The sequence below is a fragment of the Shouchella clausii genome (assembly GCF_002250115.1).
Taxonomy (GTDB): Bacteria; Bacillota; Bacilli; order Bacillales; family Bacillaceae_D; genus Shouchella; species Shouchella clausii.
Map to the genome: position 1 here is coordinate 3194677 of NZ_CP019985.1, position 14113 is coordinate 3208789.

A 14113-nucleotide genomic window follows, 5' to 3' on the forward strand; every position below is an offset into this window, starting at 1 on the left:
GCCATTCTTTGATACAATGGTACTGGACAATTTATGTCGAACAAATGGGATTTTAGGAGAATACGGTCTATTTTAAATTATTTAAAGGATTGCAGCCATCCTTGTCGAATCGATTACATACACCAAAAGGAATTGGGGGAAAACGAGATGAGCAACGTAACAGTCTGCATTGCAGATGATAACCGCGAATTAGTCCATTTATTGAGTGAATATGTAGGTGCTCAACCAGATATGGAAGTAATCGGCACAGCCTTTAATGGGCAAGAATGTTTAACGGTTGTAGAAGAAAAAATGCCAGATGTGCTACTGCTTGACATCATTATGCCCCATTTGGATGGGCTTGCTGTGCTGGAACGTTTAAGTCAACGAGAGAAAAAGCCACAAATTATCATGTTGACTGCTTTTGGCCAGGAAGATGTAACGAAAAGAGCCGTCGATTTTGGCGCTTCCTATTATGTATTAAAACCATTTGATATGGATGCATTAATGGAGAAGATCAGAGAGATAGGCGGTAGCAAAAAAGCGAAGCGGACAAGAACATCCTCTTTGTCGTTTCATACTGCTCCTCGCCCTGAAGAAAGGCAAGTCAACTTGGATGCGAGCATTACAAGCATCATTCATGAAATTGGTGTGCCAGCGCATATAAAAGGGTACATGTATTTGCGTGAAGCGATTACGATGGTTTATAAAGACATTGAACTTCTTGGCTCGATCACAAAAGTGCTTTATCCGGACATCGCTAAGAAATTCAACACGACAGCGAGCCGAGTCGAACGGGCCATCCGCCATGCGATTGAAGTCGCCTGGAGCAGAGGGAACATTGACTCCATTTCAAATTTATTTGGCTATACAGTAAGCCAGTCAAAGGCCAAACCAACCAACTCTGAATTTATTGCAATGGTCGCTGACAAGCTACGGATAGAACATAAGGTCAGCTGAAACTCGAATAGGCAAGAAACCAAGCGCTTAAGCCGAAGTGTCTTGGTTTTTTTGCGTAAAAAGAACGAATGGGCCCATACTAAAGGAGAGGTGGTGGCTATGGCACTTACAAAAAGGATGTCCTTTCCCCCGTTGTTAGAAAGGACAAATAGAAAAAACCCATTAAGTACACAGGCAGGACGAGCTAATTTGGGCAATCAATGGTTGTGTGCTAAAGACGTTCGTCCGTTAAAGCGTGGCGTTCCTAGATGATTACATTGTTTTTATTATTGCCGCTCCTTTCCATCGCCCTGAGTGTCGGTTTTGCCGATGCTGGATGGACATTATCAGACAGTAGTAGCAAAAGGAAAATGCCATTTAGCCTAGGGGCTTTTATCTTATACAGCTATGCTGCTTTATGCGGCCAACTAGCAGTGTCGGTGGCCTTTTTTTCTTATTTGCCGTTAGCGTACGCCACGCTTGTTTGGGCAATTGGTTTTTATTATGATTGGCGCAGGAGCAACGATGTCACGAGAAGCGTTTTCGCTTGGAATGATCCACTGATTCTTATTGGGATTTTAGCTGCTATGTTGTTCGCTTGGCAGTTGACAAGCACGGTTAGCTTCTGGCATTGGCTTATCGCGATTGCGTTGTTGGTGATGCTACCTTACACCGGACAAAAGATCAACAAACATCCACTTTTCTTATGGAAAGCCAGCTTCTGTTTTCTTGTTGTTGTCTTTTTCGTCATCGAGACGCCTCAATTCGCCGACGTACTATACGTTGTCACGGTGTTTTATATTGCTTTTGTATTGGAGGGAGAACGTGAAGCTTGTTTCGGTACAAGCGGGGCGTTGTTGCTCGGGAGCATGGCGGCGATTTGGGCCATATCTACCCATTCCTTGACGCTGCAATTTGCTTGTTTAGGCGTATCCATGTTTTTGGCCTATATACCGTTGGCACGACCGTCTAGCGGAATAGGCGTTCTTCGCTGGATTGGCGAATTAGGAATAAGCAAGCATGAATAAAAAGCATAACGAGCTCGCTATGCTTTTTTTCGCGTAAATGAACGAGTGACTTTTCCTCGTTTTTTATCACGGTGAAAAATAAAACCGGCCAAAAACCACATCCCTAACGCAAAAAAGAGCAATCCTGCCAAAAATTGAACCCAAATGGCCGGATAAGGCTGTTGTTGAATAAAGAAAAAGGCGTCGCGCATTAGCTTGATTCCATAGCCTGCGCCGATAATCGGAATAAGCAATATGCATAAAGCGATCACTCTGCCCATGATATCCCAACTTTCAAAAAGTCGCTTTGTTTCTGAAGTATTCTTTCTCTATTGTAAAGGAGTTTGCCAAAAAAGTACATGTATTAGTTGCATCCTGGGCGTAATTGTACGATACTTAAAGAACTAATAGTAGCGTATATGACCAAGTCCTAATTTTGGGGTGATAGAGTGAACAGCGCAATTTTTGTAGGCTCTGGCAATGAATCAAAACAGTTACTAGCCGTGCTTTTGCAATTAGAATTGTTTACGTCAATCGCAGTAATATCAAAAGAGGCCCCGATTCAAGCGCTTGCCAAAAAGCATCGACTGCCTTGTTACCCTGATGAACAAGAAGGGATACAACCAGCCGACGTTGCTATTAGCGATGATCCGCGCTGGGATTCATTCTGTGTAAAAAGATGGACGTTCCAAATGGCGTGGGAAAAAGTGCTGGAAGCAATCAAAGACGACTTGCTTATGAAAAAAGCGATTCATGCGATTCAAGACGGGATGATTGTTGTCAATCGCTTTGCCCAAGTTCAATTTATGAATGAAGCTGCCGCACATATGGCTGGTGTTGAACTTGCCAAAGCAATTGGCAAGCCGATTCAAACACTTTTGCCCTCGAGCGGCTTACCACGGGTGATCGAAACACAACAACCGGAGTATAACCAATTGCATGAATTTGATAATGGCACAGTTATTGTCACGACCCGTGTGCCCCTTATTTTTGGCGGTGCGTGCAGCGGCGCAATTGCGGTCTTTAAAGATGTGACAGAAGCGACGCAATTGGCCGAACAAGTTACGGACTTGCGTAGTATTCAAACGATGCTCGAAGCAATCATAAATTCATCCAACGATGCGATTTCAGTCGTTGATGAGAACGGGACAGGCTTAATGGTCAATCCCGCTTATACGAAGCTGACCGGCCTTAACAGCGATCAAATAATCGGTCAGCCGGCAACAGCTGACATTTCTGAAGGGGAAAGCATCCATATGCAAGTGTTGCGGACGAAAAAACCTGTCCGTGGGGCACGGTTGAAACTAGGGCCCCATAAAAAAGATGTCATCGTGAATGTTGCCCCTGTAATTGTTGATGGCGAACTGAAAGGAAGCATCGGTGTCATCCATGATGTGTCTGAATTGAATCGCCTATCGTCCCAGCTACAGCATGCACAAAAACGGCTGGCAACATTAGAGGCGACCTATTCCTTTTCCGAAATTGTCGGCACTTCGAAAGAGATGGCATTTGCGATTGAACAAGCAAAGCGCGGCGCGAAAACGTCGTTTCCCATTTTGCTGTTAGGGGAAACAGGTACAGGGAAAGAATTGTTTGCCCATGCGATACATAACGAAAGCGAACGGAAAGGGCAGCCATTTGTCCGCGTAAATTGTGCAGCATTGACTGAGACGCTGCTTGAGTCAGAGCTGTTTGGCTATGAACAAGGTGCTTTCTCAGGAGCATTAAAATCTGGGAAAAAAGGGTTGTTTGAAGAAGCAGAGCATGGCAGCATTTTTTTAGACGAAATTGGAGAAATGTCTCCTAATACACAAGCAAAACTGCTGCGTGTTTTACAAGAACAGGAAATCGTTCGGGTTGGTGGCACAAAACCAATTCCTATCCATGTCCGGGTCATCGCTGCCACAAATGTCGATTTAGAGGGAGCGATTCGTGAAAAACGATTCCGAGAAGATTTGTATTACCGGCTTAATAAATTGCCAATCCGCATTCCGCCTTTGCGTGAGCGGCTAAGTGATTTGCCTGCGTTAATTGACCATCTCCTCAGAAAGTTAAATTTAGATTATGGCCATAACATCCAGTCGATTTCAAAACTTGTTCTTTCCCGTTTCGAAGGGTATTATTGGCCGGGGAATGTTCGCGAACTTGAAAACGTCCTTGCCCGTTCGATGATTTATATGGATCTCGGCGCGACAGAATTAACGGACGTCTCGCTGCCCCAGGAATTTGGCCAGTCAGGTAAAAGGGAAGTTAGCCATGCTGCTGCCCCAAAACAACTTCAGGCGTTTTTAGCTGAAAAAGAAAAGGAACATTTGCGACAAACGCTTGCTGAAGTAGATGGTGTAAAGACAGAAGCGGCGAAATTACTTGGGATCTCCATTCGCTCGCTCTATTACAAGCTTGAAAAATACAACCTCGCATAATTTTGCCTGCAAAAATATGCACGCCTGCAAAAACATGCAGGAAATAACAGCCAATGTCAGCTGTTTTTATGCCTAAAAGATTGGCATATCTTTTGCATGTTTGTTTAAGGAACAAGCGGCAATAGAGCCATAGCTTGAGTTAAGGGGGACCAACAACATGGAATTATTTGCAAAGATGGTAGAGCGCGATTACGAACAAGTAGTCGTGTGCCAAGATAAAACATCAGGATTAAAAGCAATTATTGCGATTCATGACACCACACTTGGGCCTGCGTTAGGGGGAACAAGAATGTGGAAGTACGACACGGAAGAGGAAGCGATTGAAGATGTGCTCCGTCTGGCTAGAGGGATGACATATAAAAACGCCGCAGCTGGTCTGAATTTGGGTGGAGGAAAGGCCGTTATTATTGGCGATCCACGCTCAAATAAAAATGAGGAAATGTTCCGGGCGTTTGGCCGCTATATCCAAGGGCTTAATGGCCGTTACATTACGGCTGAGGATGTGGGCACGACCGTTGAAGATATGGATATGATCCATCAGGAAACAGACTATGTGACCGGGATTTCGCCAGCATTTGGCGCTTCGGGCAATCCTTCTCCAGTGACTGCTTATGGCGTTTATGTAGGGATGAAAGCAGCGGCGAAAGAAGGGTTTGGTTCTGAGGACTTAGCTGGGAAAACGATAGCAGTCCAAGGAGTAGGCAATGTTGCTTACAATCTTTGCAAATACCTCCATAAAGATGGAGCTGAGCTGATTGTAACCGATATTCATAAACCGTCTGTAGAGAGGGCTGTTGCCGATTTTGGCGCTACTGCCGTTGATCCAACTGAGATTTACAGCATCAAATGCGATATTTTCGCGCCATGCGCCCTTGGAGGCGTCATTAACGATGATTCCCTTGCCAAGCTGAAGGCATCGGTCATTGCTGGTGCTGCTAACAACCAGCTTAAAGAAGAAAAGCATGGTGTTCGCTTGCAAGAAATGGGGATCGTATATGCTCCTGATTACGTTATTAATGCAGGCGGCGTCATTAATGTAGCAGATGAGTTAAACGGGTATAACCGTGACCGGGCATTTAAAAAAGTTGAGGGCATTTATGATAACGTCGCCCGTGTGTTTGAAATTGCCAAGGAAGAAAATATCCCTACGTTTCAAGCGGCTGACCGTATGGCCGAGCAGCGGATCGAGCGGGTCCGTTATGCAAGAGGGACGTTTTTGCAAAATGAGCATCACATCCTTTCGAGGAAAAAGTAAGCAGGAAGAGGTGGGCTAAATGGCGGAAAACTACGACCTTGTCATTGTCGGCGGCGGCATTGGCGGCTATGTGAGCGCAATTCGCGCCGCCCAAGAAGGGTTAAAAACAGCGCTCGTTGAACAAGGATTGCTAGGAGGCACATGCTTGCATAAAGGCTGCATTCCAAGTAAAGCATTGCTAAGAAGCGCGGAAGTGCTGCGCACCGCCAAAGAAGCAAGCGTGTTTGGCGTCGCAACTGGACCAGTCGCATTTGATTTTGCCGGTGCGCAAAAACGGAAACAAGAGATTGTTGATCGGTTGGCTCAAGGTGTAAAGGCGTTAATGTCGAAAGGGAAAATCGATGTTTACGAAGGAAGAGGGCGCATGCTCGGGCCATCGATTTTTTCGCCAAGCCCAGGCACAATATCGGTTGATTTGGCTGATGGCGACAATCAAATGCTTATTGGCAAAAATGTCATCTTGGCAACAGGGTCGGTACCAAGACCACTTCCGCATACACCCTTTGATGGCAAACAAATTTTAAGTTCCGATGACGTTTTGCAGCTAAAAGAGCTACCCGCGTCGATGGTGATTGTTGGCGGCGGTGTTATTGGGATTGAATGGGCTTCGATGCTTGTTGACTTTGGCGTCAGCGTAACCGTTGTCGAAGCTAGTGAAACGATTTTGCCAACAGCAGATCAAGCGGTAGCGGCAGAAATGGAAAAACAGCTGAAAGCGCGAGGGGTCGTGTTTTATACGAACGCCCAATTAGATGAACAAACGGTGGCCACGACAAGTTCAGGCATAAAGGCGACTGTGTATCAAAATCAAGAAGAACATAGCATTGAAGCAGAAAAAATGCTTGTCGCCATCGGCCGTGTCGCCAATGTCTCTGACATTGGCATTGACAATACAGACATCGCCTTGGCACATGGCTGCATTGCTGTAAATGAATATGGGCAAACAAAGGAATCACACATTTATGCCGTTGGCGACTGTGTAGGCGGTTTGCAGCTTGCCCATGTCGCTGCCCATGAAGGCATTGTCGCTGTTTCCCATATAATTGGCAAACAGGTTGAACCAGTTGATCCACTTGCTGTTCCTTCATGTGTGTACAGTTTTCCTGAAGCCGCACAAGTGGGGATGACAGAAACGCAGGCGAAAGAAGCAGGCCATGCTGTAAAAATTGGCACATTTCCGTTTGCGATGAACGGCAAAGCCCTTATTCATGGCGAGGCAGGCGGTTTTGTCAAATTGATTTCCGATAAAGACACAAGCGACTTATTAGGCGTCCATATTATTGGCACGCACGCAACGGATTTAATTAGTGAAGCGGCGCTTGCAAAATTCCTTGATGCAGCGGACTTTGAGCTAGCAGAAACGATACACCCGCACCCGACATTAGCAGAAGCGATCGGCGAGGCGGCGCTGGCAGTTGATGGGTATGCAATCCATAAGTAGAGGGGATGGGAAGATGACGAACAAAAAACATGAAACGCTTGGATTAAGCGATGCTGAAGTGGTGGAAATGTACAAGACGATGTTGCTCGCAAGACGAATTGATGAGCGGATGTGGCTTTTAAACCGGGCCGGCAAAATTCCATTCGTCATTTCCTGCCAAGGCCAAGAAGCTGCCCAAGTCGGCGCTGCCTTTGCCTTAAATCGCGATGTTGATTACGTTCTCCCGTACTACCGCGACATGGGCGTGGTGCTGGCATTTGGCATGTCGGCGAGAGATTTAATGCTTTCAGGCTTTGCGAAAGCGGAAGATCCGAGTTCAGGAGGCCGGCAAATGCCAGGGCATTTCGGTCAGAAGAAAAACCGGATCGTCACTGGTTCTTCTCCCGTAACCACACAAGTGCCCCATGCGGTCGGGATTTCACTTGCGGGCAGGCTAGAGGGCAAGAATTTCGTCACGTTAACAACGTTTGGCGAAGGCTCGTCTAACCAAGGTGACTTTCATGAAGGGGCCAACTTTGCTGGCGTCCATAAACTTCCCGTCATTTTTATGTGTGAAAACAACAAATACGCCATTAGCGTCCCAATTGAAAAGCAATTAGCATGCGAGCATGTTGCAGACCGGGCAGTAGGCTACGGGATGCCAGGGATAACGGTGGACGGCAACGACCCTCTTGCCGTATATGAAGCAGTTAAAACAGCAGCGGACAGGGCACGGCGTGGTGAAGGACCTTCTTTGATTGAAACCGTTTCTTACCGCTTGACACCTCATTCAAGCGATGACGATGACCGCGCTTATCGCTCACGGGAAGAAGTGGCAAAAGCAAAAGAAGAAGACCCGATTGCCACGTATGCAACCTATTTATTAGAGTCGGGAACAATCGATGCCCATGCAATGGAGACGTTGGAAGAAGAAGTGAAACAAATTGTTGACGAAGCAACTGATTATGCGGAAAAGGCTGCCTATGCTGCCCCGGAAACCGCTTATTTGCATGTGTATAGCGAGGAGGCAAACTAATGGCCGTAATGTCCTATATAGAGGCTGTCACAAGAGCACTGGAAGAGGAAATGGAAAAAGATAAACGCGTATTCGTGCTTGGGGAAGATGTCGGCAAACGCGGCGGCGTTTTCCGGGCGACGAAAGGGTTATATGAACGCTTTGGGGAAGAACGCGTCATTGACACGCCACTTGCGGAATCAGCGATCGCTGGTGTGGCAATTGGCGCAGCCATGTACGGCATGCGTCCAGTCGCGGAAATGCAGTTTGCTGATTTTATTATGCCAGCTTTTAACCAAATTATTTCAGAAGCAGCCAAAATTCGTTATCGCTCCAACAATGATTGGTCATGCCCAGTGACGATTCGTGCTCCTTATGGTGGCGGCATTCACGGCGCCCTTTACCATTCGCAAAGCATTGAAGCGTTGTTTTCAAGTACACCAGGGCTGAAAGTGGTGATGCCTTCGACTCCTTACGATGTCAAAGGTCTTTTGAAAGCGTCGATTCAACTCGATGATCCAGTATTGTTTTTAGAGCACAAACGGGCTTACCGGTTAATTAAAGGCGAAGTGCCTGAAGAGGAGTACACGTTGCCAATTGGCAAAGCAGACGTAAAACGGGAAGGAGACGATGTGACGGTCATTACCTATGGATTGGCTGTCCATTTCGCCTTGCAAGCAGCTGAAAGACTAGAAAAAGACGGAATTTCGACGCATATTCTCGATTTGCGCACCGTTTATCCTCTTGATCAGGAAGCGATTAAAGAAGCAGCAAGCAAAACGGGGAAAGTCTTGCTTATCACAGAAGACAATAAAGAAGGCAGTATCATTAGTGAAGTAGCGGCGATTATTGCGGAACATTGCCTATTTGATTTAGATGCGCCAATCGAGCGTCTGGCCGGGCCTGACATCCCAGCCATGCCTTATGCGCCTACGCTTGAAAAAGAATTTCTGATTAGCCCTGATAAAGTGGAGCGTGCGATCCGCAAACTTGCTGAGTTTTAAGGAGGTAGAACCGTGGCGACAAAAATGACGATGCCCCAATTAGGCGAAAGCGTAACGGAAGGGACAATCAGCAGGTGGCTAGTTGCACCAGGAGACACCGTCCAAAAGTATGAGCCGATTGCTGAAGTGTTAACGGATAAAGTGAGCGCAGAAATTCCTTCCTCCTATACAGGTACGATTGAACAGTTGCTTGTCGACGAAAATGAAACGGTTGCTGTCGGCGTTGACATTTGCACCATTGTAGAAGAAGAGAGCAGCGAGGCCGAGGAAAGCAACAACGAAATCAAAACAGAACAAAAGCCTATTTCTCCTACGAGAGAGCAAACAAAAGTGGAACCTAGCCAAAAAAGCCGTTATTCGCCAGCTGTTGTCCGATTGGCTCAAGAACATGGGCTCGATCTTACAACCATTCCTGGAAGCGGCAGAGGCGGACGCATTACAAGGAAAGACGTTCAAGCTTATATCGCTGGCAACCATACACCGGAGCCGCAACAACCGCAAGCGCCGGCAAAGCAACAGGAACCAGTTCGCACCACACCTTCTCAGGCAATAGCAGCCCACGACCAGGAAATCCCAGTCACAGGTGTACGCAAAGCGATTGCTGATAACATGGTTAAAAGCAAAATGGAAGTGCCTCATGCTTGGACAATGGTTGAAGTGGACGTAACCAATCTCGTCAAGCTCCGTGATAAGAAAAAGGCCGCATTTAAAGAACAAGAGGGGATTTCGCTAACGTATTTGCCCTTTTTCATGAAAGCATGCGTCGAAGCGCTAAAAGAATATCCGGAAATCAACTCCCAATGGAACGGCACAACCATCGTCCGCAAAAAAGACATCAATCTTTCGTTAGCGGTGGCAACAGAGGATGCTTTGTACGTTCCTGTTATTCATCAGGCCGATGAGTTAACAATAAAAGGGCTCGCCAAAAAAGCCGATGAATTGGCGAAAAAAGCACGCACTGGAAAATTGACTGGAGCAGACATGCAAGGGGGAACGTTTACGCTCAACAATACAGGGTCGTTTGGCTCAATCATGTCACAGCCAATTATAAACAGCCCCCAAGCAGCGATTCTTTCAGTCGAATCAATTGTCAAGCGCCCCGTTGTCCGCGAAACGGAAGAAGGCGACGTCATTGCGATTCGCCATATGGTCAACCTGTGCTTGTCGCTGGACCACCGTGTGTTAGACGGCCTCGTTTGCGGCCGGTTCCTCGCATCGATGAAACGTCGGTTAGAACAAATGAACGAGGATTCGACATCCATTTATTAACCAAGCAGTCCCTGGGCAGCTCGAGTCTACAAAATGGTGACCACGGAAACGCAATGCTTGTGAAATAAAAGCGAGCAGCTTACAATAAGGTCAGAACAAAAAGGAGGGCGAAACATGCAGCAGTTTAATTTTTTTATGAATGACGTCGTCCAAGAGGCGCGCAATGATATGGTTCACGCTGGCTATACGGAGTTGAAAACCGCTGAAGAAGTCGACGAGGTATTATCACAAAAAGGAACAACGCTCGTGATGGTCAATTCCGTATGCGGGTGCGCAGGTGGGATTGCCCGCCCAGCGGCAGCTTATATGAAAAATTACGAAACACAACCTGATCGTTTTGTAACTGTATTTGCTGGCCAAGATAAAGAAGCGACGGCACGGGCGCGTGAATTCTTTACAGGATATGGACCATCTTCGCCTTCATTTGCATTGCTAAAAGACGGCCAAATCCAAACAATGGTTGAGCGCCATGAAATTGAAGGACATGAGCCAATTGAAGTTGTGCAGAAGCTAGAACAGGCAGTCGACACGTACTGCAAATAAGCCATTTTGGCATAGTCAGACGTCGAGCAAAGACGCTTATACAGAAGTCATAAGCGAGTACGCTGAATTGGTGTGCATAAGGCCTTTCCTTACAAGGGAAGGCCTGAGGTTGTCGACAAAGTCGATAACCGCCCTCAGACTGATAGAAAACGCTTGTCAGACGAGGAGTGCAGCCGAGGGAAGATGCGAATAGAACGTGGGTTCATGAGCAGCGATTTTCTTGCGCATGAAACGACAGTTTCAAAGCATATGAGTGAGGCAAACGACGAAGTATGCGAGCGTTTGTCTACAGTCTGAGGCCTTTCCTTACAAGGGAAGGCCTTTATTTTTGCTGTTGGTCAACGCTTCAAATGACGCTTGGCAAACATGAACTTAAGATGGCAAGCAAGCAGTGCATATGCTATAATGGCAAAGTGTAAAGGGGTGTTTCTAGTGCAAGCACAGTATGAACGAATCCAACAATATTTAAATATGGATGAGGAAATTTCATTTAAAGAATTTCAAGACTTCTACAAAGAAGTGATCAATGAATTAAGCAAAATCCACCAAGGAATGGACGAGGCAACATTGTGGAAAGCGCTATTTGTCGTTGAAAATATTATTTCCAATGCTGACGGGCGCGCCAAAGAGACAAAGGGAACAGAAGCAAAAAAATACAGCAAAATGTCCCAGCGCTTGCAGCTCTATGCAAAAAATTTCGGCGTGCGACTAGGCGAAGCAGGCTATACAGAAGAAGATATTAATGAACGCTTCCAGCAAATGTTTGCCGAAGGAGAAGAAGCGGCCAAGTCGTCATAATAAAAAAGAGGGAGAAATGGATTGTTGACAGCTCCCTCTCAATCAAGTATACTTATACATGTCGTTAAAATACTTATAGGCGCCTATGGTGAAATGGGATATCACACGAGATTCCGGTTCTCGCGTTGTGGGTTCGAATCCTGCTAGGCGCGTCAAAATGCTGATATACCAGTACTTACGGACGTTTTACAAGGTTGAACAACACGAGATTAAGCCTAAAAAATCTTGCGTTGCCTTGAAGTCTCTTTCTACTCGAAAGGGGCTTTTTTTTATATGCGAAAAAACAAGCTAGATGAAAAGGTTGTACAAGCGCTCCAAACATTTGATAGGATCAAGGAAAAGTCATTTGATGAAGCGCTTGAGGACTTTTGCGAGGATAGAAGAAGGTCAGGCACTAGAGAAAGTACCATCGTGTATTATCAAAAAGAGCTGTCGTTGTTTAGACGTTTTATAGTACGCGAAAAAGAAGGCGTTATTAAAGTATCGGAAATAGACAAGGAATTACTTGATGGCTTTGTAAACTATCTTAGAGACGAAAGAGGAAACAACATAGGTGGGGTCAATGCAAAAATTCGCGCGGTTAGGGTGTTTATGTTTTATTGCGCGGAAATGAAATACATATTAAACAATCCAGCAGAGAACTGGAAGCAGATTAAAGGGAAAGAACCAGAGATAAATGCATTTACATCTTCGCAAATAAAAGCATTGTTAAAGCAGGCCGACCGACAAACATTTACAGGATTGAGAGATTATAACCTAATGCTTTTCCTGCTGGATACAGGCGCAAGGATTAGCGAAGCACTATCTGTAAAAGTAGACGATGTTCTAATGGCAGAAGGTCGAGTATTCCTAAGAAACACAAAAAGCAACCTAAATCGTTATGTTCCAATTTCTGATCGGCTAAAAAATGAACTTAAACAGTATATTCGCGTGCATGATGGTATGAGTGAATATTTGTTTTGCAGCCTAGACGGTCAGTTACTAAATAGGAATAGGTTCCGTTACATTCTACATACATACGGCAAAGAGGCAGAGATTAAAAATGTTAGATGCTCTCCACACACGTTTAGACATACATTTGCTAAGTTCTATATTTTGAATGGCGGCGATGCATTTAGCTTGATGCAAATAATGGGCCATTCAACATTAGACATGACAAAGAAATACGTTAGGTTATTTAGTACTGATGTTGTGAACAAGCACAAGCAGTACAGTCCAATAAACAACCTATAAAGTCGGAAAGAAAAAAGACAAAGAAAAGAACAAAAAAAGATCAAGAATGGAACAATCATTGCGCTTTTACCGTGTTATTCTGTTAACATCGGAAAAGCAATAAGCCGATAGGGGCAATGTTGTACACAATAAATAATTTTCTGTAAACTTATAGATTTTTCCCTTATTTTATGTTATAGTAAAGGTGACAAAAACAAGGGGAGTGATAAGTATGATGAAGGCATTGTTTAGTATTCTTAGAGTTATGGGTGATGCGAAAGCTGTCGGTAATGGTACTTATCACAAGCGGGTTGCACGTCGGGCCATTCGTAAGCCAGTAAACAGAGCTATAAATAATTTGTTTAAATAAGCTGCTCATTCCTGTGGGCAGCTATTTATTTTGTCCTGTGTAATTTGTTGCAGGAAAGGCACGTTCGCTGTCGAAGTATGGGGGCGGAGGTGCGATATTTGAACCCTGAATTAAAAGAAAAGCTAGAGGAGTTTTGTAGGTGTTTTGAGAAGGAAGAAAAATTTTTAAATATTGAACAAGGTAACTATAAAAAACTAATCTATCATTTATATGAAAAATTTAAAAGAACTTCCTTGTTATATATTGATGCCTTTAACAGCACAACATTAAAGTTTCCCGAAATTGAGTTAATACCTTTATTAAGAGTTTTAATTGAGACTAACCTACATTTAACATATGTACTAAAAGGGATAGATAACAAAAATGAGATTGAAAAAATGTATGAACAAAACGAAAAGCATGGTTTTTGGCTTACTGCTAAGTTATTAAACGAGAAAAAGGAAAAAACTCCAGAAGAACAAAAATTTATTGATAGGTTTTATAAAGGTAAAGAAGATAGAGAACCTAAAAGGAATATAATTTTTAAAAGTATAAAGGTGTTAGCTCAGAAAACTAATAAGGAGATTTTTTATTATAATTATTATTTAGCCTTCAATAACTTTGTGCACTATAATAGTTCAACATACGTGAATTATACTTATCAAGAGGATAACAATCATTATTTTTATAGTTCTGGAAAGAGATCATTAGATCATAGCGAAGAGTTACAAAAGGTTTTTGATATGGTTATATTAAATACATTTGCAGAGTTAAATGTTTTTCTTGGATCAGATGAAATAGCCGATAAATATAATGCTATGTATTATTTAACATCCTTAAAAGATGTTGAAATAAAACATTAACATCCATCTAACAGGTGGGTGTTTTTATTATGTCTAA

Annotated in this window: 14 protein-coding genes and 1 tRNA gene; 14 read left to right on the forward strand and 1 reads right to left on the reverse strand. The window is 44.4% G+C overall.

Annotated features, from left to right (window positions below; translation table 11 throughout):
• The first annotated feature begins 147 nt into the window (after window positions 1-147).
• A complete protein-coding gene (spo0A, locus tag BC8716_RS15430; RefSeq protein ID WP_094427083.1) occupies window positions 148-939 on the forward strand; it encodes a sporulation transcription factor Spo0A in 792 nt (263 codons plus the stop codon).
• A 248-nt stretch (window positions 940-1187) separates the two neighbouring features.
• Entirely contained in the window at window positions 1188-1946 is a 759-nt protein-coding gene (locus tag BC8716_RS15435; RefSeq protein ID WP_094427085.1) for a hypothetical protein, read from the forward strand.
• 17 nt (window positions 1947-1963) lie between these two features.
• Here BC8716_RS15435 and BC8716_RS15440 read toward each other — a convergent pair whose 3' ends face one another.
• Window positions 1964-2206, reverse strand: a complete 243-nt coding sequence (locus tag BC8716_RS15440; RefSeq protein ID WP_094427087.1) for a DUF2627 domain-containing protein — start codon at window positions 2204-2206, stop codon at window positions 1964-1966.
• A 168-nt stretch (window positions 2207-2374) separates the two neighbouring features.
• Between BC8716_RS15440 and BC8716_RS15445 the strand changes: the two genes are divergently transcribed.
• The 12 genes from BC8716_RS15445 (at window position 2375) to BC8716_RS15495 (ending at window position 14076) form a co-directional block, all read left to right on the forward strand.
• Window positions 2375-4348, forward strand: coding sequence for a sigma-54 interaction domain-containing protein (locus BC8716_RS15445; protein ID WP_094427089.1), 1974 nt, complete (start codon window positions 2375-2377; stop codon window positions 4346-4348).
• Between the two features lie 157 nt (window positions 4349-4505).
• Window positions 4506-5603, forward strand: coding sequence for a Glu/Leu/Phe/Val family dehydrogenase (locus tag BC8716_RS15450; RefSeq protein WP_094427091.1), 1098 nt, complete (start codon window positions 4506-4508; stop codon window positions 5601-5603).
• 19 nt (window positions 5604-5622) lie between these two features.
• Entirely contained in the window at window positions 5623-7044 is a 1422-nt protein-coding gene (gene lpdA / locus BC8716_RS15455) for a dihydrolipoyl dehydrogenase (RefSeq protein ID WP_094427093.1), read from the forward strand.
• Between the two features lie 13 nt (window positions 7045-7057).
• On the forward strand, window positions 7058-8059 hold the full coding sequence (locus tag BC8716_RS15460; RefSeq protein WP_094427095.1) for a thiamine pyrophosphate-dependent dehydrogenase E1 component subunit alpha: 1002 nt from the start codon (window positions 7058-7060) through the stop codon (window positions 8057-8059).
• Window positions 8059-9042 (forward strand): alpha-ketoacid dehydrogenase subunit beta, encoded by a 984-nt coding sequence (locus tag BC8716_RS15465; protein ID WP_094427097.1) that lies wholly within the window; start codon window positions 8059-8061, stop codon window positions 9040-9042. Before BC8716_RS15460 ends, BC8716_RS15465 begins: the two co-directional genes overlap by 1 nt.
• Window positions 9043-9054: 12 nt before the next feature.
• A complete protein-coding gene (locus tag BC8716_RS15470; protein ID WP_406550702.1) occupies window positions 9055-10311 on the forward strand; it encodes a dihydrolipoamide acetyltransferase family protein in 1257 nt (418 codons plus the stop codon).
• 114 nt (window positions 10312-10425) lie between these two features.
• Window positions 10426-10854 (forward strand): BrxA/BrxB family bacilliredoxin, encoded by a 429-nt coding sequence (locus BC8716_RS15475; protein ID WP_062749320.1) that lies wholly within the window; start codon window positions 10426-10428, stop codon window positions 10852-10854.
• Between the two features lie 432 nt (window positions 10855-11286).
• Window positions 11287-11652 (forward strand): hypothetical protein, encoded by a 366-nt coding sequence (locus BC8716_RS15480; protein ID WP_062749318.1) that lies wholly within the window; start codon window positions 11287-11289, stop codon window positions 11650-11652.
• A 79-nt stretch (window positions 11653-11731) separates the two neighbouring features.
• A tRNA-Arg gene (locus tag BC8716_RS15485) sits at window positions 11732-11804 on the forward strand.
• A gap of 121 nt (window positions 11805-11925) precedes the next feature.
• Window positions 11926-12885, forward strand: coding sequence for a tyrosine-type recombinase/integrase (locus BC8716_RS15490; RefSeq protein WP_094427099.1), 960 nt, complete (start codon window positions 11926-11928; stop codon window positions 12883-12885).
• 211 nt (window positions 12886-13096) lie between these two features.
• Window positions 13097-13234 (forward strand): hypothetical protein, encoded by a 138-nt coding sequence (locus BC8716_RS22510; RefSeq protein WP_169715953.1) that lies wholly within the window; start codon window positions 13097-13099, stop codon window positions 13232-13234.
• Window positions 13235-13332: 98 nt separating this feature from the next.
• Window positions 13333-14076 (forward strand): DUF5677 domain-containing protein, encoded by a 744-nt coding sequence (locus tag BC8716_RS15495; protein WP_094427102.1) that lies wholly within the window; start codon window positions 13333-13335, stop codon window positions 14074-14076.
• Window positions 14077-14113: the final 37 nt, after the last annotated feature.